Origin of the sequence: Pseudomonas proteolytica (assembly GCF_007858275.1) — a bacterium.
Classification (GTDB): Bacteria; Pseudomonadota; Gammaproteobacteria; order Pseudomonadales; family Pseudomonadaceae; genus Aquipseudomonas; species Aquipseudomonas proteolytica.
Window position 1 is genome coordinate 90,022 of record NZ_VFEV01000010.1, and the last position, 19,272, is coordinate 109,293.

Genomic DNA, 19,272 nt, shown 5'->3' on the forward strand with positions numbered 1-19,272 from the left:
TTTTAAACCTCGCCCTTAACAAATTGTGGTTCTGGCTCGCAGGCCCCGCCGTTCAAGGCGTCTACGAGGTTTTGCGAATCTTCATATCTAACGCCTGTCTGCATGTGGATCGCCTTGAAGCCACGCTGATCTAACCAGTTGTGCCACTTCACCAGGGCCAGGCGGCGCTGCTCCTTGGCCTGGGTGTTGATGTAGGTGGAGGCAATCTTTCCCAGCGAATGGTTGAGCAGCATCTCGCCGATGTGCCCGTCGACGCCGAGGTCAGTCCAGGCTGTCCGGGCCACCTTGCGTAGATCGTGACTGGTCCAGGCGCCCTGCCCTAACCGCGTGAATACCGCACTCGCCTGGTGGTCGCTCAGCGGCTTGCCTCGGCGCGACGGGAACAGGAAGGCGCCTTCATACCCTTGGGCAGCCTGTAGGCCACGGTATCTCTGTAGGAGCGAGCAAACTTGGTCGGTCAGCGGTACCCGCAGCTCGGTCTTAGTCTTGGTGTGTTCTGCTGGGATGAACCACTCACGCTCTGGCAGAGCGATATCGGCCCAGCGGGACTGGCGGGTTTCGCCAATCCGAGTGCCGTGGCACAGCATCATCAAGGCCAGCATGGCGTCACCCGGCGCGCTGTCGAAGCGCTCGCCCAGCAGGCTCACCAGGTCCTGCAACTGCACGTCACGCAACCGCGCCGGTTTGGGCAGGATCCGCGCCGTGGTGAAGTTGACGAACTTCATTTCCGCCATCGGGTTGACCGGGATCAGGTCCAGCTTGCGCGCCTGACGGAAGGCTACCGCGAGCAGGCGGTACAGCTGCTGCACGTAGGACAGCGATAGTTCGGCCTGGGCTGGCCACATCAGCAGCTTGTCGAGGGTCTGGGCGCTCACGTCGCGCAGCAGCAGATCGTCCAGGCGCGGCTTGAGCTGGCAACTGATGGCCGACTTGCCCGCAGCCCGGCGCTTGTCGGAGAGCGCACGCGACTTGGCCATGCGGTCACCGAACCAATCGAGCAGTTCACCCACGGTTACCCAGCCCGAAACACTGGCCGCGCCGTCGGCAGCGACCCGCAGGCGCACCGCCGGCAGTGCGGCGATCACCTGCTTGGTGTTCAGTTCGGGAAAGCCGCCGATGCGATGCCATTTGCGCTTGTAGAGCAGGTACCAGGAGCCGCGCGTGCGATTCTTGGCGAAACGAAAGTGCAGCGCCGGGTGGCCGGCATCCCGCAGGTCGCGCACATGCTCAAGCTTGGCATTGCGGGCGATCTCGGCATCCGACAGCTTCACCGTCAGGGTTTTGATTTGGGTGTTCAAAACGCGCCCTCCTCCGGATCAAGGAGGTCGATAACCTCAAACGTCGACGGCCACATCTGGCCGCCGTATCGAACTGCCATGGCCTTATCAAAAAAGAGCGCTAGCGCATGATCTGGTGCACTCCCTAGGTCTATCTTGGAAGAACAGCAAAACACCGCGTAGCGGTACAGGTCAGGCTTGGGAACGGCAAGGCGGGGATCTGCCATTAGAATTTATCCTTTGATTTGTAACGGTCACGCATGCTGGTCACCTTGCCGTCCGGCTGTTCGACTGGCTCAGGCCTCCACCCAGCAGCAAGGGTTTCAAAGCGGTTGTATTGGCCAAGAAAGGCAGCGCGGACCGTGCCCATTTCGATATCACGGCCCTTGCCGATGATGATTTCGGCAATACCCTTGGCGTCGGAATTTTCGTTGTAGACCTCGTCCCGGTACACGAACAGGATCACATCGGCGTCTTGCTCGATGGCTCCTGACTCCCTCAAGTCCGAGGGGATTGGGCGTTTGTTTGGACGCTCTTCGCACTTTCGTGAGAGCTGGCTGAGAAGCACGACGGGAATGCTTAGCTCTTTGGCGAGCAGCTTGCATCCGCGACTGATACTGCTGACCTCTTCAGTACGGTTGCCGCCCTCACCGTCGAGCAGTTGCAGGTAGTCGATCATCAACAGGTCGAGGCCGTAACGCATCTTGTGGCGGCGAGCCAATGAGCGAATACGCCCAATCGACGACCCTGCCCGGTCCGCGATGTACAGCGGCGCACGACGCAGCAGGCCCGCAGCAGCGGCGAGTTCTGCGCCGTGGCTCTGGCATGCTGTTCCGTTCTTCACCAGCGTCAGCGGGATTCGCCCCTCTGAAGCCGTGGCCCTGTCCAGCAGCTGGCCCTGGTTCATCTCTAAGCTGACAACGAGCGAGGACTTGCTCTGCCGAACTGCCGCATCAAGGATGAAGCCCATTCCAAGAGTCGTCTTCCCCATGCCTGGGCGGCCAGCGACGATGTACAGGTGGTCGGGCTGAAGGCCTCCAATCTTGTCGTCGAGGTCTGGCAAGCCGGTAGAGAGCCCAATCAGCGTGTCGCCTCTGGCGTGCCGATCATGCCGCTCCTGCCAAACCTCCAACTGATCGGTCAGTACATCGCCGATTTTGACAATGTCGTCATCGCCGGACCCGCAATCAATGGCCATGGCGGCGGCTTGGATGGCGGAAATCTTCGCCTGGACATCCTGATCGTCGTGCGCAATTTCCATGGCCCGGCTGCCGAGATCGTACAAAGCCCGGTCTATGGCCCGCTCTCGAATGATGGCGGCATACGCTGCAGCGTTGGCCACGCTCGGGGTGTTCTTTATGATCTCGGCGCAATATGCAAAGGCCGGGGTGCCCGTTGAGGCAAGGTCACCGATGTGATTACCGACGGTGAGGAAATCCACTGGCCGCCCTTCCGAGCGGAGTACCGTGATCGCCCGGAATACATCGGCGTTCTCGGCGAAGTAAAACGCCTCGGCGGACAGGTCGTCGCTCAAGGTTTCGATCAGGTCAGGGCGCTGCATCATGGCGCCAAGCAGTGCGTGTTCCGCCTCGGTGCTGTAGGGATCACGCATGGTAATTACCCTCCACGACCTTGACGAAGTTGCTCGGCTTGATCAGCCAATCGAACGTGGCCCGGAATGGCTTGTTCCCATCCCTTCCCTCGCCTTCCCCCATCAGAAACGGGCTCGAACCGACCAACTCGAAGAACTCAGCCCAAAACCCCAAGTCCTGGTGAACCGTGCTGTCGTTCCAACGCGCAGAAATCTTTGTGACCCGGTCCTTGGTCAACATCGCTACCTGAGGGAGTCCAGGAAGCGTTTTGTTGAACAGGTCGACGATTGCCTGTGACGGGCATTTCGGCTTCGCGATTTTCGACGGGTTCTCATCGCCGACAGGAGGTGATGGTTCACTTGATGGTTCTATTACGGTTCTGGGTGCAGCTGCTGCGGGGGTTTCTGTCGTGAGCTGCGGGGGTGGCGGTGCATCTGCTGCGGGGTGCATGTCTTGCAGGGGTGCATATGCTGCCGGGGTCAGGGTGTACATTGTCGAGCGGCCCATCCGCTCACGGACAGACAAGATGCTCGCTTGCCCTAGCCACTTGATGGCGCCCTGAACGGTCCTTTCTGCGAGACACGTTCGCTCGGCGATACGGGCTACCGAAGGCCAGCAAACACCCTCGTCGTTTGCATTGTCAGCCAGGGATATCAGGACAGCTTTCTGCGGGCCGCTCATTCCTTGCAAAGGCCAGCACAGGCTCATGATGATGGTGCTCATGCGGAAACATCCTGGGCAGGAGCCAGGGACGCCTTCAAGTGATTGAGGCATTCCCGGCGGAATTTGGTTTTGGACGCGAGCGAGTACTGTCCGCCAATCATGAGGGCGGCATTCATCGCGGCGATTTGACTGGTGACTGCGTGTCGTGACACATTTTCGGGCTCGCCGGGAAGTGTCGCGACATCGCCAGAACTATTGACTGCGTGAGTGTTTTTGATCATTATCGACCTCGCTAAAACGTTGCACTGAACCGCCCTGCCAGGCGGTTTTTTTATGTCTGCGATTTGGTCACTGTATGAATTAACAGCTAACCCCAAATCTCTATCCGCCCTTCCCGCCAAGGCGGAAAATGGCGTCATTAAAAAGCTTAAGCGGACTGTTTCATCGGCTGGGCCGGGTCATCGTCTCGCTTGGCGATCAATGCACCGTCGGACTCCTTTTCAAGAACGCACTGCATTGGGTACGAAAATCCACCCGCCGCACGGCACTGGGAAACGCGGCTACCGCTAACGCGGAGCGCGTCACCGATGGCGCGACCGGTGCGGAAATGGTTCAGGGCTTCGTCGAAGGTCATGGGGCGGGTCTCCATTGTCTTTGGCGAGTTTAGAGTTCTTAACAACACAAGGCAAGTTATCTAAACATCGAATTGTTTAGAATCCTAAATATGGACTTTAAAGACCGCGTGACCTCACGCATGAAGGCGCTCAATCTCAGCGCCACCGACATCAGCAAACTGACTGGCGTATCAAAGGCGACGGTCAGTTTCTGGGTGAGCGGGACGAATGGCGCAAAGGGAAAAAACCTTTTGGCGCTGGCAAAGGCTCTGGATTGCTCGCCTGATTGGTTGTCCGATGGCGTGGGTACGCCGGATCAGGCATCCACCGACGACACCAAGGCCGGCATGTCCACGGTTGAGTTGATGGCCAAAATGCTCGCGTCCAGGGCCGGAAAGAATCTTTCAGAAAAGGCTCGGGAGACGATGCTCGCGGCAGCAGAGCAAGCAGATAGCCCAGCCGAGCACGGCGGGGGTTTCGTCCCTGGGCACCTGTCGAGCCTTCGACCCACCAATGAGGAAATCGTAATTCCTCAATACGATATCCGAGCGGCTATGGGGCACGGCCAGGTGCCACCCGACTACACCGAGGTCGTTCGAAATCTTGTTGTGCGCGAGGAGATTCTGCGCGAGAAAGGGGTCACTTACACCGCCGCTTCATCTCTCGGCATGATCAACGGATGGGGCCAGAGCATGGAAGGGACCATCAACGATAAAGACCTCGTGATAGTCGACAAGGGTGTAAGGGATTTCATCGGTGAGGGGATATACGTTCTGACTTGGCATGGAGAGCTCTACATCAAGCGTGTAATGCGCCTGGACGAAGAGTGCTACAGGCTGATATCCGACAACAAACACTATGAAAACCAAACAGCTCGAATTGACGACGTGACGATCCACGCCAAGGTATTGTTGATCTGGAATGCCCGAAAGGCGTAACCAAAAGCCCGCCGCTCTAGCGGGCTTTTTTATGCGCCTCAGAAAGGCGCGACCTCTTCAACCGCATCTAACTCATCAAGATCCTGGACCCGAGGATCTTCGTCGGCCGCAGCTTCCCAGCTCAAAGTGACCGACTCATCTTCATCGTTGAACGTCATCTCAATACCGTCAACGTCGGCGAGAACGCCCATTACCTCCTGCCACTCGCGCTCTCCATCGCTCTCAAGCCTGTGGATGGTTGCCCACTTCCGATCCTGGGCGATGGGGTGGTTGATCATGCTGGAAACTCTGAGCGTCAGGCGCTCAACTCCTGAGACAGGCGTTTGCTGTTGAGGTTTCTTCTGCGGGCTCGCCATCAGCTGCTCCTTGGTTGCTGTATATCCATACAGTTATCCGCGCAGGTTATCCGAACTTTTCCAATCGCGTAAGTCTTGACGCAATCAGCGTTAAAGCGTACTTCGCCAACACAAGAGTTAAGATAACTAAAATAACCGTTGACGAATTCTGTTTAGTTTTCTAAATTAACTCCATCGCCGAGCAGTACTCGGCGATACACGACTGGTGAGGCCGCCAGATAGCAAGGGATCAGCGAAGTGATCTCCCAGCCCCGGAAAGCGGGACCGACTGGACCAAGCTCTTTAAGCAGAACGGAACGATTTCACTGGCTGGCCTTGGCAACAGGGCCAGACGGGAAAACAACCGGGAGTCACAACGATGGAAGCAACAATCGTTAACGGCGCATGGAAGGGTCATCTCGGCCGTGGTCTTGCGCCGCGAGAACTTCAGTACTTGCTGTCCGCTGCCCAGGGCAAGACGGCAAAGGAAATAGCCAGGCTGCACGGCGTGGCGGCCTGCACCGTGGCCAAGCGTCTTTCCTGCGCCATGTTCAAGCTTGGCGTGAATCGCCAGACCGCGATGGTGGCCGAGGCCATGCGCCGGCAGATCATCTCGCCGATGTGCTTTGTCCTGGCCAGTCTGATCGCCATGCACGCGGTGATCGGTGAAGACGCAATGCGCCGTGATCGCCGAACGCCTGAGCGCCGTACCGCCCAGGTGCGAATGGTGCGCCAGGCTGAACGGCCAACCCTCACCGCATAACCGAAAGCATCACTTCTGCACCTTGGCGACAGGGTGCAGCGGGATGTAACCCAACCCAGAGGAATCACCATGTTAGGTAAATTGTTCGGCAAGAAATCCGGCCAGGCTCGCGCAGCAGTCGCCAAGCTGGCTAATCGCGATCTGATGGAAGCAGTCGTGTACGGCTCCATCTACGTTGCCGCCGCCGATGGCGAGCTGGAAGACAGCGAGCTGTCGAAGATCGAAACGATCCTCAGCAATAACCCGGCGCTCCAGGGCTTCGGTGCTGAGCTGTCCAACACCATCGACCGTGCCAAGACCGACTTCAAGTCAGGCGCTCGCATCCTTCGACAGAACGCCGAGAAAGAGCTGGGCGACCTGGCGCACTCTCCAGCCGAAGCACTGACCGTCCTCAACGTCATGCTGACAGTTGCCGAAGCTGACGGCGAGATCGAGCCGGCCGAGCTGACCGCGCTCGAACGCAGCGCCAAGCTGCTGGGCCTTAACCTGAAAGACCACCTGTAACCATGCTGGGCAGGCTCAGCAACAAGGCGCGCTCCCTGGCAGCCTATGGGCTCGCCGGCGGGGTGGTGTTCGTCGACTCGGCGAGCCGGATCTTCTCAATGGTTGGTGACCTTGTACTGGTCGCGCTTCTGCTGATTGTTCTGATGGCCGGTAAACCCAAGGCTTAGGCATCACTTCTGCCCATTCAATGAGTGGGCAGCGGGATGGCGAAAGCCTACGGGAATGGGCGAACTACACGTATGAATCCCATATAAAAGTAATGGTGACGTGGAAGTCCGGTGCAAGCCCGGGCCCGAGCACCTGGTACTCCCCAGCACCAGGCCGCATCGGATATAGCTCGGCCCTCTGGCCGTGATAGCAGGGTGGCCACCTTGCCCCGAGCCTGAGCGGATTTTATCGCGGCATAGACGGGCAACACCCAGAGGGATTCGAGCTATATCCGATGCGGACGAACACCCGGCCTTTCGCCGGCCACCTGCATTCAACCCACACAGCACGGAGGATTGGCAGCCATGTAAACCACACACACCCTAGACGCCGAAGCGTCTGTCTGCGTGACGTAGGGAGGTCTACGAAGCGTACCTAAAGCCCGGGGAATCCTCGGGCTTTTTTACATCTCGCCTTTATCCGTCAGCACCCTCCCCTGGGCCCACCGGCACCCGCCAGGCGTTCAGGGTGCTGACGAATACACGCCAACCAACATCGAGGGTCGAGCCATGCATCCATCCATTCAACAACGGTCCGAAGGGCTTGCGGCCCTCCGTGTCCGAGCATCCATCGCCACCAGCGCCCTGTTCGCCTTGATCGGCAAGGAGCAGCCAGTGCAAGAAATTCGCTACCAGGTGATCAACAAGGGCAAAGGCGCCTATCACGTCGTCGAGCGCTCCACCGGCAAGGTCATGGGCATGTGCTTCACCTGGAAGGCTGCGATCAATCGCGCCCAGGTACTGGAAGCTCGCGCAGACGGCAAGAAAATCAACATCGAAGGGTGGTCGCAGTGATCAGCGCAACCCTGTGAAACGCATCAACCACCAGGCGCGACGACGCCTTCGGCAAACCCAATTCAACCTTCCACCCAGCGGCCTCTTGGCCATCCCGGAGAATCAGCCATGTCCACTGCAACCGATACAGCCGAGTTTCTTGAAGAGCTCAACGGCGGCGCTTTTGCCAGCCAAATCGGCCACGCCATATCCGAAGTAGCCGCCGGGGTTGTCGACTATGGCAAGGCCGGCAAGCTGGTTATTACCCTGGACTTCAGCCAGATCGGCGAATCGCACCAGGTGAAGATCAAGCACAAGCTCGACTACAAGGTGCCAACCAAGCGTGGCACCCGCAGCGAGAACACCAGCCTCGATACGCCAATGCACGTGGGGACCGGTGGCCGCGTGACCCTCTTCGCGGAAAAGCATGACCAACTGTTCAGCCGCGATGACGCACCAATTCCCAAACGCACTTGATTCACCCCGCTCACCCTCCCTCCGCAATCCAAGGAACTAAGCGATGTCACTTACCAAAGATGCAATTCAGCTCATCACCGATACGGCGCTGGAAGCCAACGGCAAGAAGCTGGAAACACTGGTCCCTACCGTAGTGCTGCCGGAAAGTTCGAAAGTCATCGACCTGGAGAAGTTCCAGGCCGGCCGTAGCCGCTTCCGTGGCACCTACAGCACCCACTCGCTGGCAGATTTCAGCGCCTACGTGGTTGAGCGCGCAGCGCTCGGCGCACGCGGCTTCATTGATCAGGACGCAATGAGCTGTGCCCTCCTGTTCAACCTGGGCACTGCCGAAGTACCGGGCCACGCCGATGACCGCGCCGTCCTCAAGCTGAAGCCAACCGCCGGTTACACCGCGGCGCAGCAAATCGGCGGGCGCGGTATCAGCCAAAAGGATTTGAGCGATTGGATCGAAGACTGGCACCAGTACCTCACCCCGGTTGACGAGGCAGGCAATGCAATCGCGGTGGCCAAGGCCATTGCTGCAGTGCGCACCATCACCATCAAGGCGTCGAGCGAGTCGGAAACCACGGTAGGCGAAACCAGCGCCAGCCGCAGCGCCATGGACCAGATCGAGGCGCGCAGTAAGGAAACCCTGCCGGTCTCCCTGCAATTCCGCACAGTCCCGTTTGAAGGCCTGACCGAACAGCAGATCACCCTTCGCCTGTCGGTGATCACCAGCGGCTCGCAGCCGGTGTTGAAATTGCGCTGGGTGGGCGAAGAGGTACAGCGCGAAGACATCGCTCAAGAGTTCAAATCGGTTCTTCAGGACAAGATCGGTGAGGCAGCGACGCTGTCTCTCGGCGCGTTCGATCCGAAGTAACCCACTCCCGCAACACCACCAGGCGCCTACGGGCGCCTTTCTCTTTCTTGGCGAGATGGGCCAAAGGCCAGGACACGCCACCGAGCCAAGTCAGCGATCAGTCATAAGCCATGGACCGCTTCTGCGGTGACTGACGCTTCATCACTTACTATATTGACCGTTGTCGCCTTTAGATAAACGACCCCGGGCTGTGACTTTTGTTTGAACCACCTTTGCAAGCTCAAGAAAGTCTTGTGATTCCTCTAGAGGCGCTGTAAGAACAAGCACATTAGAGCCGGCCGCCACGAAAGGCTTTGTTATATCATCTGGAATATGCCCACCAACCACAGCTGTAAACTTAAATCCAAGTACATCGAAAATATGAACAGCGGCGCGTGGAATTTTATTTGACACGGGAAAGGCTATCAGGCCGCTAAGGAAATCTGTGCTATTCACCGTGATCAGCAAATAGACATTCTTCAGCACACTTTCACCTAGTAGAAAGCTTCTAAATGAAGCCTCATATTTTTGACCGAGGGAGCCTGGATATTGTGCAGATGAGCGCCCCCAATCCCAGACATTGGCCCTCCAAAATACACTGATTGCAAAATAAAATAGCGATTTCAAAACCTCAGGATCAATGGATGCCGGATTGAACACTGAGAATTTAGGACCGACTGCAATCGCGCCAAGAGACTGGAGGTATTCGCGCATAGGGAACCCGGCTGGCGTTGCCCATTGCATCGAAACCGGTCGTTCGCCTTTCTTCGAAAACCTATCTTCGCACTCAGAGCATAGAAGCTTTTTCGTTACTTGTTCATCAGAAAAGAAAGCGCTTCCCTCGCCCGTGACAATTTTTACCAAGCCAACATTTTTCCCATCAATGAATGACCTGGATTTTTTGTACGCCGACTTCGGGATTAAATGGCTATCTATCAACTCTGCTTCTTTTTTACAAAGTGCACATACCTTCATTTGCGGCTCGTTGAGTTAAGGCTCCAGATTATCGATTCCACCATAGATTGTCTGTCACGTCATCGACCTTGACGCGGGTAGGCTCTTCTTTTTGTTCATAACCACCCTGCCCGCAGAATTGCCTCCGTCAGTCTGATCACGGCTGCAATCAGGTTTACCCACTCGGTCAGTCGTTTCATGCGGTAGCGCTCTGGCTTGGTTGATGCCGAGATTATCGGCATGCCCAAGACAAGACCCGTGGTAGCAGAACCGAACATGACTTAACTCCTCCCCCACTCCACCGCCCGGGCATCGCCCGACAAGGACTCCCTATGTCCGCACAACAGATTGACGAAAAGAAACTCGAGCGGGCGATCCGCAAGATCAAGCACTGCTTAGCACTTGCCCAGAGCGCCAATGAGAACGAAGCCGCAACGGCACTCCGGCAGGCCCAGGCATTGATGCGCGAGTACCGGCTGACCGAGATGGATGTGAAGTTGAGCGACGTAGGTGAGGTTGAGTCGGCCCTGTTCCGCGCCAAGCGTCGACCAGCCTGGGATCAGCAGTTGAGCATCGCTGTAGCAGACGCGTTCAGTTGCACAACCCTGCGGCGCCGGACGTGGTGTTCCGCAAAAAGCCAAATCATTGAGTGCGCGACATTCGTCGGCGTTTCTCCCGCCCAGAACATCGCCCTGTACGCGTATGAGGCACTGCACACCAAGCTTACTCAGGCGCGCAAGGAGTACTGCTCGGCCGTCAGGTCGGGAGTCCATCGCAGCCGGTATTCGGCAGAAACTGCCGGTGATCACTTTGCGCTGGCGTGGGTTTGGGAGGTCCAGTCGAAGCTGAAAGCTCTTGTGCCTCAAGGCGACGATGATCCGCTCGGGCACCCAGCCACCGGCCAAGGCCTGGTCGCGGTTGAGGCGCAGGACAAGGCATTGATCAGCGAATATCTTGCTACCCAGGAAATCGGGAAGTCCAGGAAAGGCAAGGCGGTAGAGCTGGACCTAAACGCCCAGATCGCCGGGATGCTTGCTGGCAGCAAGGTGGAGCTGCACGCCGGAATCGCGCGTGGTGGAGAGGATATCCTCGCGCTATCCGCAATCGCCTGATCCCCCTCCCCTCAACCGCCAGGGATGGCCAGACCGGAACTCACCATGCCCGCAGAAAACCTATAGGCCTGCCCCAGCTATCAACCGGGCCCCGACCTCACGCCCAGCCACCTGCGCCAGGCCACGGTCAACATAGGTTCGCTCACCCGCAACAACCGGCACCACCACTTCACTACCGCGTTTCACCTCGACGTTGATACGCCAGGTCTCCCGGCCTTCCTCGTCCTTGTCGCACTCCATGTAGTTCCAAACCTGAAAGCCTTCGATCTCATCGTAAATATCGTGCTTGGTCATGGTCCTGCCCATTTTTAGGAAGGGGCCATCGTAGCACCACACCGCCCGGGCATGGCCCGGCAAGGACTCACCGTGCGCACTAAAGAAAACCAAGGTCCGCAATCCACCCGACTCGGCACGATGGTATTTACGATCGCCAACGAGCTCGTCAACCATTATGGAAAGAAGCTTGACCGCGAAGCGATCGACGAAATCACGCGCAACCTCACTTGCGAGATGTGTCAGGGGCCTACCGCATGGGCATTCAGCGGTAAAAGTCAGCCAGGCGAGCCATTCGTAACGCTCCAGGCCAGCCGAGCCAACCGCGTCTACGTGGCTGCGCCAATGACGGGTATCACCGATTTCAATTACCCGGCCTTCAACGCCGTGGCCGACCAACTGCGCGGCCTGGGCTACGAAGTCGAGAACCCGGCAGACCACGGCATCGTCGAGGGTGCGCAGTGGGCCGACTACATGGCCTACGACCTGACTCGCCTGGGCCTATGCGGAATGATCGCCCTGCTGCCGGACTGGGAGAAGTCGCAAGGCGCCCGCCTGGAAGTCCTGATCGCCGAACAACTCGGCATGACGGTTGTGAATGCCCATGATCTGGTAACGAGGGAGGCTGTATGAGCAATCAATGGAAACTGGTGCCGGTTGAACCAACCGAAGCCATGGTGATACACGGCTTCGAGTCGGCGCCGGACGAGTGCTTTTCAGATGAGGAAGTCTGGGAGCAGTACCAAGAGATGAGCGGCTGCCAGCAAGCGGCGTTCCGCGCAAAACTCTGCTGGGCCGCCATGCTCGCCGCCGCCCCCGCTCCAGACACACATATCGCCGCGTCGGAAGAATCCGCCGGCGTGGACTTCGGAATCGACGGGCGAACGGTGCGCGTCTCGCAGGAGGCTTACTCGATCTTCCTGGCGCGTGAAGCGGCCGGACGGGAAAAGATCGCGGCCCTGCAACAGCGCCTGACCGCAGCGGATGAGCGCTGGGACGAACTGGTCAGTGCGGTACGGTCAATCAACCGCAGCCCGCACTACATGGTCAAAGCGATTGACGACGACCAACCGCAGTACAGACAGCGCAAGGAATGGATTGATTGGGTGCTTGAGCTGTGCGATGCGGCGCCTACCTCCAGTGAGCGATCCAACAAGGACTACGCCATCGAGCATGCCGAGTACATGGCCAAGTCAGCTGATGACGTGCTGGCGAAGTTCCAGTCATACGGACTGGCTCTGCTGGCCGTCGATGAGGGCGGTGACGACGGCGAAGATGAGCTGTTTGAGAATATCGACTCCGCTCGCGGTGACCTGCAGGAGTCTCTAGTCGATCTGCGCAGCATGGTTTACGAGTTCCGAAAGCGTGCCGCCAAATCCCGATAGGAGTACATCCGTACTCCACCCGCAAAACCTGTAACCCCTCCCCCTTCAAAGTCAGCCGCTATGGCGGCGATAACCCAATCCCCCTACATGCCTGCCGGTGAGCGAACTCACGGTAACTGGCTGTCGACCCATCGCTCCGCTGCTGCCATTGCGTCACCCAGTGCCGCCGGATAGTCAGGCCATGGACCCGTCAGCTCGGCGGCGACTTCGCCCAACCCAGCAACGGCTGCCGGCTCGATGATTCTCGCAAATGCGGGCACATCATCGTTTGGTCGCCTCCATTCGAACTTAAGAAACAACGTATGCCCCCGATAGGCGTGAACAACTGGAACATCGAGATTGTGTGACACGCGCCCTCCCTGACACATGAGCAAGTTGAACAGTATTTGTAGCTCTTTTTCGCACCCTTCGCCATCGAGGCACTTCGCTATCAACTTCTGCTGCCCAGAGCGGCAAGGACACCCCATGTACGCAACGAAACTCACCCTGCTCCTGACGGCCATCGTGTTGTACGTGGCGGGGTCCACCTTCTGGTTTTTCTGGCAGGTGCCGGAGCTGCTCGCCACCGGTACCGACGAACACCTGATCGCGGCATTCGCGGGCACCATCGCCTGGATGCTGCTCACCTTCGGTTTAATCATCCACATCATCAAGACAGCGCGGCCTACAGCGGGCGGCGGGAGGTAGTTATGCAGGCAGAGATCCTGTCGGACGACGAGCTCGCCGACCTGACCGGTTACAAACACCGAGCCCACCAGCGGAAGTGGCTCAAAGACCGCAACTGGGTCTACGTCGAAAGCCGTGGTGGTCGACCTCTGGTGGGTCGCATGTTTGCCCGCATGAAGCTGGGACTGGTCAACCCAACCATCATTGACCCAAGCCCGCCACCTGTGAGGCCGGCATGGACGCCAGATTTTTCCAGAGTGAACTGATATGCGCCCTCGCAATAAAGAGTACCGACACCTGCCGCCGCGCATGTACCAACGGACAAGAAAGCGTAAAAACGGCAAGACCTGGATCGCCTACTATTACCGAGACACTACGGGAAAGGACGTGCCGCTGGGCAAAGATCTGGACAAGGCGCGATTGAAGTGGGCAGAACTGGAGGCGAAGGACAAGCCGGCTGACCTGACGACCATGAAGGGGATTTTCGACCGGTACGTCCGGGACGTCATACCGAAGAAAGGTGAGCGCACCCAAAAGGACAACCTGGCCGAGTTGAAACAACTGCGCCCCATGTTTGATGAGGCTCCAATCGACTCGATCACGCCGGCCAGCATTGCTGGTTATCGCGACGCCCGTACAGCCAAGGTGCGCGCCAACCGTGAGATCGCTCTCTTGTCCCACGTTTTCAACATAGCCCGGGAGTGGGGGCTCACAGAGCGCGAGAACCCCTGCCAGGGGGTAAGGAAGAACAAGGAGACGCCACGCGACTACTATGCCAATGCCGTGGTTTGGGATGCGGTGTACGGGATGGCTGGGCCTGAACTCAGGGAAGCGATGGACCTGGGCTACCTCACCGGTCAGCGCCCGGCTGACGTGATCGCCATGCGCAGTGACGATGTGGATGGTGATTACTTCCTGGTTACGCAGGGGAAAACGGGTCTAAAGCTCAGGATCCTGATGCGCACAAAGGAAGGGGAAAACAGCCTGGGAAGGCTAGTTCGGGAAATTTCAGAGAGGAATGCCGCCCATCCTTCCAAATATCTGCTGATCAACAAGCATGGGAAAAGGATGACGAAGGGGATGTTGCGCTTGCGCTGGGACAAGGCAAGAGAGATGGCTTGCGAGAAAGCTATCGAACAAGGAGATCCGACGCTCGCTTCAAAGATCAGTGGGTTTCAGTTCCGAGATATTCGGCCCAAGGCGGCATCGGAAATCGTGGATATCGGCGACGCAAGCCTGCTGCTGGGACACAGCAATCAGGAAATCACAAAGCGCGTTTACAGAAGGCTCGGCGCCACTGCGAAGCCGTCAAAATAGAAAAGTTCTGGAACGGTTCCACAATAGTTATGGAACGCCGAGCAAATACAAGCCCGCCACAGCCAAACCCCAGAAACACAAAAGCCCCGCATTGCGGGGCTTTTGTTTGAATCTTGGCGGGAAACCAGGGATTCGAACCCTGGGAACGCTATTAACGTTCGCCGGTTTTCAAGACCGGTGCATTCAACCACTCTGCCAATTTCCCTTGTGCAACACAGGATTATAGTAGCCCATCCTGTCTCAGCGGGCGCCATAATACCCGAATGAAACACACTGTCAAACTCTCTGCATAGCTTGTTACAGAGCGTCTGTTATGATCTTTGCGACTGAACGTTTCAAAACTGAAGGAGTGTCGCCATGCGCGAACAGGATTACGCAGTTAATAGCAACGTGCAGGCTGAGCAGCTAGAGGTTAGCCGCGTCCTGCGCAATACATACGGCTTGCTCGCCCTCACCCTCGCATTTAGCGGCGTGATGGCGTATGTGGCGCAGCAGATGCGTGTTGGCTACCCGAATATCTTCGTGGTGTTGATCGGCTTCTACGGCCTGTTTTTCCTCACCAACAAGCTGCGCGACTCGGCCTGGGGCCTGGTGTCGGCGTTTGCCCTGACCGGTTTCATGGGGTTCCTGCTGGGCCCGATCCTTAACCGTTACCTGGGCATGCAGGGCGGCGCGGAAGTGGTCAGCTCGGCGTTTGCCATGACGGCATTGGTGTTTGGTGGCCTGTCGGCCTATGTACTGATCACCCGTAAGGACATGAGCTTCCTCGGCGGTTTCATCACGGCTGGCTTCTTCGTGTTGCTGGCGGCGGTGTTGGCAAGCATGTTCTTCCAGATCAGCGGCCTGCAGTTGGCGATCAGCGCCGGTTTTGTGCTGTTTTCCTCGGTCTGCATCCTGTTCCAGACCAGCGCCATCATCCATGGCGGCGAGCGTAACTACATCATGGCGACCATCAGCCTGTATGTATCGATCTACAACCTGTTTGTCAGCCTGTTGCAGATCTTCGGCATCATGAGCCGCGACGACTGATCCCAGCCCCATCAAAAAGCCCGCTTCGGCGGGCTTATTGTTGCCTGCGGCTTTATCATTGGCACAGGTTTACCTACAGAGTGTTCCATGAAGTTCGCAATTGCGCTGTTTTCCGCCGCCCATGCGCCCTCCTCGCGCCGTGCCCTGCTGTTTGCCCAGGCTGCACTGGCCGGCGGGCATGAGATTGTGCGGCTGTTTTTCTATCAGGATGGCGTCTACAGCGCCGCCAATTCGGTGGTCACGCCGCAGGATGAGCAGGACATCGCCCAACAATGGCGCGCCCTGGTCAGCGAGCATCAACTCGATGGCGTGGTATGCATCGCTGCTGCGTTACGGCGCGGCGTGCTCAATGCCGAGGAGGCTGCGCGCTACCAGCGCAATGCGGTGAACCTCGATGCGCCCTGGGCGTTGTCGGGCCTTGGGCAATTGCACGATGCAATCCAGGACGCCGACCGCCTGATTTGCTTTGGAGGGCCATGAAATGTCCAGATCCTTGCTGGTAATCAGTCGCCAGGCGCCGTGGTCCGGGCCCAGCGCCCGGGAAGCACTGGATGTGGTACTGGCCGGTGGCGCATTCGACTTGCCGATTGGGCTGCTGTTTCTCGATGACGGGGTGTTTCAACTGGCACCTGCACAGAATGCCAAAGCCGTGCAGCAGAAGGATGTGACTGCCAACCTGCAGGCGCTCTCGCTGTTCGGCATCGATGAGGTGTTTGCGTGCAGCCACAGCTTGGCCGAGCGTGGATTGAGCGCCCCTGATAGCGCGCAGCCACTGAGCAGCGAACAGATTTCCCAGATGATTGACCGTTACGATCAGGTGATGACCCTCTGATGTCGACTTTGCATGTATTGTCCCACTCTCCCTTTTCCGACAGCAGACTGGACAGTTGCCTACGGCTGTGTGGTGCACAAGACGCGATCCTGCTGTGCGGCGATGCAACCTATGCCCTGCAAGCCGGTAGCGCGCCCTTCAAGGCCCTGGAGGTCAGTGCCGTGGTCATCTTCGTGCTTGCCGAAGACGCCCAGGCCCGGGGCCTGTCATTGCCGGAGTGGGCCAAGAGTGTTGACTACCCAGGTTTTGTGCAGTTGTCGATCGACCATGACAAGGTCAACAGTTGGTTATGAATACGCTGACCGTAGGCGCGCGCGCACTAGAACTGGACAAAGACGGTTACCTGGCTGACCTCAATGACTGGTCAACCGAGGTGGCCAACGCTTTGGCAAGCGCTGAAGAACTGGAATTGACCGACGAACACTGGGAAATCCTCGAGCTGCTCAGGGGCTTTTACCAGGAGTTCCAGTTATCACCGGCCACCCGCCCGCTGATCAAGTACACCGCCTTGAAGCTGGGCCCGGAAAAGGGCAACAGCCTGCACCTCAACCGACTGTTCAAAGGCACTCCCGCCAAACTTGCCGCCAAGCTGGCGGGCCTGCCCAGACCGACGAATTGTTTATGACCGACTTCGCCCCGTTGATCACCGAAACTCCCGCCGAACATCCCTTCGCGCCGTTTGTGCGCATCCTCGGCAAAGGCAAGCGCGGTGCCCGCAGCCTGACGCGCGAAGAAGCGCGGGAAGCCATGGGCATGCTGCTCGACGAGAAGGTCGAGGAGTCCCAGCTCGGCGCGTTCCTGATGCTGCTGCGCCACAAAGAAGAGAGCCCGGAGGAACTCGCCGGCTTCACCGAGGCCCTGCGCGAACGCCTGAACCCGCCGGCACTGCAGGTGGATGTCGATTGGCCTACCTACGCCGGGAAAAAACGCCACCTGCCGTGGTACCTGCTGGCCGCCAAGTGCCTGGCGCAAAACGGCGTGCGAATTTTCATGCATGGCGGCGGCGCCCACACGGCCGGCCGGCTGTACACCGAACAACTGCTGGGCGAGCTGCAGATTCCACTGTGCCGCAACTGGCAACAGGTCGAGACCACCCTTGCGCAAGGCAACCTGGCGTTTATGCCGCTGGGCGACTGGGCCCCGCAACTGCAACGCATGATTGACCTGCGCAACATCCTTGGCCTGCGCTCGCCTATCCATTCCCTGGCGCGCATCCTCAACCCACTGGGCGCACGCTGCGGCCTGCAAAGCATCTTCCATCCCGGTTACCAGGGCGTACATCGCGATGCCAGTGGCCTGCTGGGTGACAACACCATTGTGATCAAGGGCGATGGCGGCGAGATCGAGATCAATCCCGACTCCGCCAGCCACTTATATGGCACCACCGGTGGCGCAAGCTGGGATGAGGAGTGGCCTGCCCTCTCCGCCCAGCGCCACGTCAAGCCGGCCAGCCTCGACCCCGAGCATTTGAAGGCACTGTGGCGCGGCGAAGTGCAGGATAGCTACCCGCAGTTGGCGTTGATCGCCACCATGGCCCTGGCCCTGCGCGGCCTTGGGCACCCACGGGAGCAGGCTTTTGAACTGGCCCAGCAGTATTGGGATGCGCGGGACAAATCGATTTAATCGATCATTAACCCCGAGCCTTTGCGCTATTTGTTCGAACCCAGACGATTAGACTGCACTCCAACGCTTAATAGCCAAGGAGTCAGTCATGGGTTTGCTGATTGAAGGACACTGGCATGACCAGTGGTACGAAAGTAGCGCAGATGGCGCCTTCCAACGGGAACAGGCGCAACGCCGGCACTGGGTCACCGCAGATGGCCAAGCTGGCCCAAGCGGCGACAGCGGCTTCAAAGCCGAAGCCGGCCGCTACCACCTCTATGTCTCCCTCGCCTGCCCCTGGGCGCACCGCACCCTGATCCTGCGCAAACTCAAGGGTCTGGAGAGCCTGATCGACGTTTCAGTGGTCAGTTGGCTGATGCTGGAAAATGGCTGGACCTTCGACAAGGCCCATGGCTCTACCGGCGACAGGCTCGACGACTTTGCCTTCATGCACCAGCGCTACACCGCCGATACCGCCGACTACACCGGGCGCGTCACGGTGCCGGTGCTGTGGGACAAGAAGCTCAATCGCATCGTCAGCAATGAATCGGCGGAGATCATCCGCATGTTCAACAGCGCGTTCAACGAGCTGACGGGCAACACCCTGGACTTCTACCCCAAGCCATTGCGCCCGACCATCGACGCGTGGAACGAGCGGATCTATCCCGCCGTGAACAATGGCGTGTATCGCGCAGGCTTTGCCACTTCGCAGCAGGCGTACGAAAGTGCCTTTGATGATGTATTTGCCGAGTTGGATCACCTGGAGCAGCACTTGGGTGGTCACCGCTACCTCGCAGGTGAATACCTGACCGAGGCTGATGTACGCCTGTTTACGACGCTGATCCGGTTTGATGCGGTTTATTACAGCCACTTCAAATGCAACCTACGGCGGATTGCGGATTATCCGAACCTGTCGAATTGGTTGCGCGAGCTGTATCAATGGCCGGGGGTGGCCGAGACAGTGGATTTTGCCCATATCAAGGGGCATTACTACGCCAGCCACCGCACGATCAATCCGACAGGGATTGTGCCGAAGGGACCGTCGCAGGCGTTTGACAGCAAACATGACCGGCAGAAGATGAGCAGCAAGGGCGTCTGGAGCTGAAGCAAAAACTGTAGGA

The 19,272-nt window shown here is 58.3% G+C and carries 30 protein-coding genes and 1 tRNA gene; 20 read left to right on the plus strand and 11 right to left on the minus strand.

Going from position 1 to position 19,272, the window contains the following annotated elements; genetic code table 11:
* Nucleotides 1-2: 2 nt before the first annotated feature.
* From FIV38_RS09555 to FIV38_RS09580, 6 genes are all read right to left on the minus strand, one after another.
* A complete protein-coding gene (locus FIV38_RS09555) occupies nucleotides 3-1,298 on the minus strand; it encodes a tyrosine-type recombinase/integrase (RefSeq protein ID WP_092239143.1) in 1,296 nt (431 codons plus the stop codon).
* Entirely contained in the window at nucleotides 1,295-1,504 is a 210-nt protein-coding gene (locus FIV38_RS09560) for a hypothetical protein (RefSeq protein ID WP_092239141.1), read from the minus strand. Before FIV38_RS09560 ends, FIV38_RS09555 begins: the two co-directional genes overlap by 4 nt.
* On the minus strand, nucleotides 1,504-2,889 hold the full coding sequence (gene dnaB / locus FIV38_RS09565; RefSeq protein ID WP_092239139.1) for a replicative DNA helicase: 1,386 nt from the start codon (nucleotides 2,887-2,889) through the stop codon (nucleotides 1,504-1,506). The genes FIV38_RS09560 and dnaB overlap by 1 nt, the downstream gene beginning before the upstream one ends.
* Nucleotides 2,882-3,592, minus strand: a complete 711-nt coding sequence (locus FIV38_RS09570) for a helix-turn-helix domain-containing protein (protein WP_092239137.1) — start codon at nucleotides 3,590-3,592, stop codon at nucleotides 2,882-2,884. The genes dnaB and FIV38_RS09570 overlap by 8 nt, the downstream gene beginning before the upstream one ends.
* Nucleotides 3,589-3,813 carry a hypothetical protein gene (locus tag FIV38_RS09575; RefSeq protein WP_139273603.1) on the minus strand — a complete coding sequence of 75 codons (225 nt, stop codon included), beginning with the start codon at nucleotides 3,811-3,813 and terminating at the stop codon, nucleotides 3,589-3,591. Before FIV38_RS09575 ends, FIV38_RS09570 begins: the two co-directional genes overlap by 4 nt.
* A gap of 146 nt (nucleotides 3,814-3,959) precedes the next feature.
* Nucleotides 3,960-4,166, minus strand: a complete 207-nt coding sequence (locus FIV38_RS09580; RefSeq protein ID WP_092239133.1) for a hypothetical protein — start codon at nucleotides 4,164-4,166, stop codon at nucleotides 3,960-3,962.
* Nucleotides 4,167-4,256: 90 nt separating this feature from the next.
* Here FIV38_RS09580 and FIV38_RS09585 point away from each other — a divergent pair, with 90 nt between their 5' ends.
* Nucleotides 4,257-5,084: a S24 family peptidase gene (locus tag FIV38_RS09585; protein ID WP_092239131.1), complete on the plus strand. Its 828-nt coding sequence runs from the start codon at nucleotides 4,257-4,259 to the stop codon at nucleotides 5,082-5,084.
* 38 nt (nucleotides 5,085-5,122) lie between these two features.
* Here FIV38_RS09585 and FIV38_RS09590 read toward each other — a convergent pair whose 3' ends face one another.
* On the minus strand, nucleotides 5,123-5,440 hold the full coding sequence (locus FIV38_RS09590; protein ID WP_092239129.1) for a DUF1654 domain-containing protein: 318 nt from the start codon (nucleotides 5,438-5,440) through the stop codon (nucleotides 5,123-5,125).
* A 358-nt stretch (nucleotides 5,441-5,798) separates the two neighbouring features.
* Between FIV38_RS09590 and FIV38_RS09595 the strand changes: the two genes are divergently transcribed.
* From FIV38_RS09595 to FIV38_RS09615, 6 genes are all read left to right on the plus strand, one after another.
* The gene (locus tag FIV38_RS09595; RefSeq protein ID WP_092239127.1) at nucleotides 5,799-6,182 is read left to right on the plus strand and encodes a response regulator transcription factor; all 384 of its coding nucleotides are present in this window, start codon (nucleotides 5,799-5,801) and stop codon (nucleotides 6,180-6,182) included.
* 69 nt (nucleotides 6,183-6,251) lie between these two features.
* Nucleotides 6,252-6,686, plus strand: a complete 435-nt coding sequence (locus FIV38_RS09600; protein ID WP_065948833.1) for a tellurite resistance TerB family protein — start codon at nucleotides 6,252-6,254, stop codon at nucleotides 6,684-6,686.
* Nucleotides 6,687-6,688: 2 nt separating this feature from the next.
* Nucleotides 6,689-6,853 (plus strand): hypothetical protein, encoded by a 165-nt coding sequence (locus tag FIV38_RS29945; RefSeq protein WP_167362656.1) that lies wholly within the window; start codon nucleotides 6,689-6,691, stop codon nucleotides 6,851-6,853.
* A 549-nt stretch (nucleotides 6,854-7,402) separates the two neighbouring features.
* Entirely contained in the window at nucleotides 7,403-7,687 is a 285-nt protein-coding gene (locus tag FIV38_RS09605; RefSeq protein ID WP_092239125.1) for a hypothetical protein, read from the plus strand.
* 108 nt (nucleotides 7,688-7,795) lie between these two features.
* Nucleotides 7,796-8,143, plus strand: a complete 348-nt coding sequence (locus FIV38_RS09610; RefSeq protein WP_078467578.1) for a hypothetical protein — start codon at nucleotides 7,796-7,798, stop codon at nucleotides 8,141-8,143.
* A 43-nt stretch (nucleotides 8,144-8,186) separates the two neighbouring features.
* Complete coding sequence (locus tag FIV38_RS09615; protein WP_092239123.1) at nucleotides 8,187-9,002, plus strand: DUF2303 family protein; 816 nt, start codon at nucleotides 8,187-8,189, stop codon at nucleotides 9,000-9,002.
* 141 nt (nucleotides 9,003-9,143) lie between these two features.
* On the opposite strand, the gene FIV38_RS09620 is transcribed toward FIV38_RS09615, so the two are convergent.
* Complete coding sequence (locus FIV38_RS09620) at nucleotides 9,144-9,956, minus strand: hypothetical protein (protein ID WP_092239121.1); 813 nt, start codon at nucleotides 9,954-9,956, stop codon at nucleotides 9,144-9,146.
* A 95-nt stretch (nucleotides 9,957-10,051) separates the two neighbouring features.
* A complete protein-coding gene (locus tag FIV38_RS29950; RefSeq protein ID WP_159439633.1) occupies nucleotides 10,052-10,213 on the minus strand; it encodes a hypothetical protein in 162 nt (53 codons plus the stop codon).
* A 54-nt stretch (nucleotides 10,214-10,267) separates the two neighbouring features.
* Between FIV38_RS29950 and FIV38_RS09625 the strand changes: the two genes are divergently transcribed.
* On the plus strand, nucleotides 10,268-11,047 hold the full coding sequence (locus FIV38_RS09625; RefSeq protein ID WP_092239120.1) for a DUF2786 domain-containing protein: 780 nt from the start codon (nucleotides 10,268-10,270) through the stop codon (nucleotides 11,045-11,047).
* A gap of 60 nt (nucleotides 11,048-11,107) precedes the next feature.
* Here the strand turns inward: FIV38_RS09625 and FIV38_RS09630 are convergent, their stop codons facing one another.
* Nucleotides 11,108-11,341 carry a hypothetical protein gene (locus FIV38_RS09630; protein WP_092239403.1) on the minus strand — a complete coding sequence of 78 codons (234 nt, stop codon included), beginning with the start codon at nucleotides 11,339-11,341 and terminating at the stop codon, nucleotides 11,108-11,110.
* A gap of 312 nt (nucleotides 11,342-11,653) precedes the next feature.
* Here FIV38_RS09630 and FIV38_RS09635 point away from each other — a divergent pair, with 312 nt between their 5' ends.
* From FIV38_RS09635 to FIV38_RS09660, 5 genes are all read left to right on the plus strand, one after another.
* On the plus strand, nucleotides 11,654-11,953 hold the full coding sequence (locus FIV38_RS09635; RefSeq protein ID WP_268876942.1) for a DUF4406 domain-containing protein: 300 nt from the start codon (nucleotides 11,654-11,656) through the stop codon (nucleotides 11,951-11,953).
* Nucleotides 11,950-12,705, plus strand: a complete 756-nt coding sequence (locus FIV38_RS09640; RefSeq protein ID WP_092239118.1) for a hypothetical protein — start codon at nucleotides 11,950-11,952, stop codon at nucleotides 12,703-12,705. The genes FIV38_RS09635 and FIV38_RS09640 overlap by 4 nt, the downstream gene beginning before the upstream one ends.
* A gap of 465 nt (nucleotides 12,706-13,170) precedes the next feature.
* Nucleotides 13,171-13,392, plus strand: a complete 222-nt coding sequence (locus FIV38_RS09650; protein ID WP_092239117.1) for a hypothetical protein — start codon at nucleotides 13,171-13,173, stop codon at nucleotides 13,390-13,392.
* A gap of 2 nt (nucleotides 13,393-13,394) precedes the next feature.
* Nucleotides 13,395-13,637 (plus strand): DUF4224 domain-containing protein, encoded by a 243-nt coding sequence (locus FIV38_RS09655; protein WP_092239115.1) that lies wholly within the window; start codon nucleotides 13,395-13,397, stop codon nucleotides 13,635-13,637.
* A gap of 1 nt (nucleotide 13,638) precedes the next feature.
* On the plus strand, nucleotides 13,639-14,688 hold the full coding sequence (locus FIV38_RS09660) for a tyrosine-type recombinase/integrase (RefSeq protein WP_092239113.1): 1,050 nt from the start codon (nucleotides 13,639-13,641) through the stop codon (nucleotides 14,686-14,688).
* A gap of 114 nt (nucleotides 14,689-14,802) precedes the next feature.
* Here FIV38_RS09660 and FIV38_RS09665 read toward each other — a convergent pair.
* Nucleotides 14,803-14,893, minus strand: a tRNA-Ser gene (locus FIV38_RS09665).
* 152 nt (nucleotides 14,894-15,045) lie between these two features.
* Here FIV38_RS09665 and FIV38_RS09670 point away from each other — a divergent pair.
* From FIV38_RS09670 to FIV38_RS09700, 7 genes are all read left to right on the plus strand, one after another.
* Entirely contained in the window at nucleotides 15,046-15,717 is a 672-nt protein-coding gene (locus FIV38_RS09670) for a Bax inhibitor-1/YccA family protein (RefSeq protein WP_029293588.1), read from the plus strand.
* Between the two features lie 87 nt (nucleotides 15,718-15,804).
* A complete protein-coding gene (gene tusD, locus FIV38_RS09675; protein ID WP_092239111.1) occupies nucleotides 15,805-16,197 on the plus strand; it encodes a sulfurtransferase complex subunit TusD in 393 nt (130 codons plus the stop codon).
* Between the two features lies 1 nt (nucleotide 16,198).
* A complete protein-coding gene (tusC, locus tag FIV38_RS09680) occupies nucleotides 16,199-16,549 on the plus strand; it encodes a sulfurtransferase complex subunit TusC (RefSeq protein ID WP_070995989.1) in 351 nt (116 codons plus the stop codon).
* Complete coding sequence (tusB, locus tag FIV38_RS09685) at nucleotides 16,549-16,842, plus strand: sulfurtransferase complex subunit TusB (protein ID WP_092239110.1); 294 nt, start codon at nucleotides 16,549-16,551, stop codon at nucleotides 16,840-16,842. The genes tusC and tusB overlap by 1 nt, the downstream gene beginning before the upstream one ends.
* The gene (locus FIV38_RS09690) at nucleotides 16,839-17,174 is read left to right on the plus strand and encodes a TusE/DsrC/DsvC family sulfur relay protein (protein ID WP_029293579.1); all 336 of its coding nucleotides are present in this window, start codon (nucleotides 16,839-16,841) and stop codon (nucleotides 17,172-17,174) included. The genes tusB and FIV38_RS09690 overlap by 4 nt, the downstream gene beginning before the upstream one ends.
* Nucleotides 17,171-18,172, plus strand: coding sequence for a glycosyl transferase family protein (locus tag FIV38_RS09695; RefSeq protein WP_092239108.1), 1,002 nt, complete (start codon nucleotides 17,171-17,173; stop codon nucleotides 18,170-18,172). Before FIV38_RS09690 ends, FIV38_RS09695 begins: the two co-directional genes overlap by 4 nt.
* Nucleotides 18,173-18,260: 88 nt before the next feature.
* Nucleotides 18,261-19,256: a glutathione S-transferase family protein gene (locus tag FIV38_RS09700; RefSeq protein WP_092239106.1), complete on the plus strand. Its 996-nt coding sequence runs from the start codon at nucleotides 18,261-18,263 to the stop codon at nucleotides 19,254-19,256.
* Nucleotides 19,257-19,272: the final 16 nt, after the last annotated feature.

What these genes read in the sequence shown, in the direction of transcription:
- FIV38_RS09560 (WP_092239141.1), bottom strand. Translation starts at nt 1,504, where the DNA reads ATGGCAGATCCCCGCCTTGCCGTTCCCAAGCCTGACCTGTACCGCTAC.
- dnaB (WP_092239139.1), bottom strand. Translation starts at nt 2,889, where the DNA reads ATGCGTGATCCCTACAGCACCGAGGCGGAACACGCACTGCTTGGCGCC.
- FIV38_RS09570 (WP_092239137.1), bottom strand. Translation starts at nt 3,592, where the DNA reads ATGAGCACCATCATCATGAGCCTGTGCTGGCCTTTGCAAGGAATGAGC.
- FIV38_RS09575 (WP_139273603.1), bottom strand. Translation starts at nt 3,813, where the DNA reads ATGATCAAAAACACTCACGCAGTCAATAGTTCTGGCGATGTCGCGACA.
- FIV38_RS09580 (WP_092239133.1), bottom strand. Translation starts at nt 4,166, where the DNA reads ATGACCTTCGACGAAGCCCTGAACCATTTCCGCACCGGTCGCGCCATC.
- FIV38_RS09585 (WP_092239131.1), top strand. Translation starts at nt 4,257, where the DNA reads ATGGACTTTAAAGACCGCGTGACCTCACGCATGAAGGCGCTCAATCTC.
- FIV38_RS09590 (WP_092239129.1), bottom strand. Translation starts at nt 5,440, where the DNA reads ATGGCGAGCCCGCAGAAGAAACCTCAACAGCAAACGCCTGTCTCAGGA.
- FIV38_RS09595 (WP_092239127.1), top strand. Translation starts at nt 5,799, where the DNA reads ATGGAAGCAACAATCGTTAACGGCGCATGGAAGGGTCATCTCGGCCGT.
- FIV38_RS09600 (WP_065948833.1), top strand. Translation starts at nt 6,252, where the DNA reads ATGTTAGGTAAATTGTTCGGCAAGAAATCCGGCCAGGCTCGCGCAGCA.
- FIV38_RS29945 (WP_167362656.1), top strand. Translation starts at nt 6,689, where the DNA reads ATGCTGGGCAGGCTCAGCAACAAGGCGCGCTCCCTGGCAGCCTATGGG.
- FIV38_RS09605 (WP_092239125.1), top strand. Translation starts at nt 7,403, where the DNA reads ATGCATCCATCCATTCAACAACGGTCCGAAGGGCTTGCGGCCCTCCGT.
- FIV38_RS09610 (WP_078467578.1), top strand. Translation starts at nt 7,796, where the DNA reads ATGTCCACTGCAACCGATACAGCCGAGTTTCTTGAAGAGCTCAACGGC.
- FIV38_RS09615 (WP_092239123.1), top strand. Translation starts at nt 8,187, where the DNA reads ATGTCACTTACCAAAGATGCAATTCAGCTCATCACCGATACGGCGCTG.
- FIV38_RS09620 (WP_092239121.1), bottom strand. Translation starts at nt 9,956, where the DNA reads ATGAAGGTATGTGCACTTTGTAAAAAAGAAGCAGAGTTGATAGATAGC.
- FIV38_RS29950 (WP_159439633.1), bottom strand. Translation starts at nt 10,213, where the DNA reads ATGTTCGGTTCTGCTACCACGGGTCTTGTCTTGGGCATGCCGATAATC.
- FIV38_RS09625 (WP_092239120.1), top strand. Translation starts at nt 10,268, where the DNA reads ATGTCCGCACAACAGATTGACGAAAAGAAACTCGAGCGGGCGATCCGC.
- FIV38_RS09630 (WP_092239403.1), bottom strand. Translation starts at nt 11,341, where the DNA reads ATGACCAAGCACGATATTTACGATGAGATCGAAGGCTTTCAGGTTTGG.
- FIV38_RS09640 (WP_092239118.1), top strand. Translation starts at nt 11,950, where the DNA reads ATGAGCAATCAATGGAAACTGGTGCCGGTTGAACCAACCGAAGCCATG.
- FIV38_RS09650 (WP_092239117.1), top strand. Translation starts at nt 13,171, where the DNA reads ATGTACGCAACGAAACTCACCCTGCTCCTGACGGCCATCGTGTTGTAC.
- FIV38_RS09655 (WP_092239115.1), top strand. Translation starts at nt 13,395, where the DNA reads ATGCAGGCAGAGATCCTGTCGGACGACGAGCTCGCCGACCTGACCGGT.
- FIV38_RS09660 (WP_092239113.1), top strand. Translation starts at nt 13,639, where the DNA reads ATGCGCCCTCGCAATAAAGAGTACCGACACCTGCCGCCGCGCATGTAC.
- FIV38_RS09670 (WP_029293588.1), top strand. Translation starts at nt 15,046, where the DNA reads ATGCGCGAACAGGATTACGCAGTTAATAGCAACGTGCAGGCTGAGCAG.
- tusD (WP_092239111.1), top strand. Translation starts at nt 15,805, where the DNA reads ATGAAGTTCGCAATTGCGCTGTTTTCCGCCGCCCATGCGCCCTCCTCG.
- tusC (WP_070995989.1), top strand. Translation starts at nt 16,199, where the DNA reads ATGTCCAGATCCTTGCTGGTAATCAGTCGCCAGGCGCCGTGGTCCGGG.
- tusB (WP_092239110.1), top strand. Translation starts at nt 16,549, where the DNA reads ATGTCGACTTTGCATGTATTGTCCCACTCTCCCTTTTCCGACAGCAGA.
- FIV38_RS09690 (WP_029293579.1), top strand. Translation starts at nt 16,839, where the DNA reads ATGAATACGCTGACCGTAGGCGCGCGCGCACTAGAACTGGACAAAGAC.
- FIV38_RS09695 (WP_092239108.1), top strand. Translation starts at nt 17,171, where the DNA reads ATGACCGACTTCGCCCCGTTGATCACCGAAACTCCCGCCGAACATCCC.
- FIV38_RS09700 (WP_092239106.1), top strand. Translation starts at nt 18,261, where the DNA reads ATGGGTTTGCTGATTGAAGGACACTGGCATGACCAGTGGTACGAAAGT.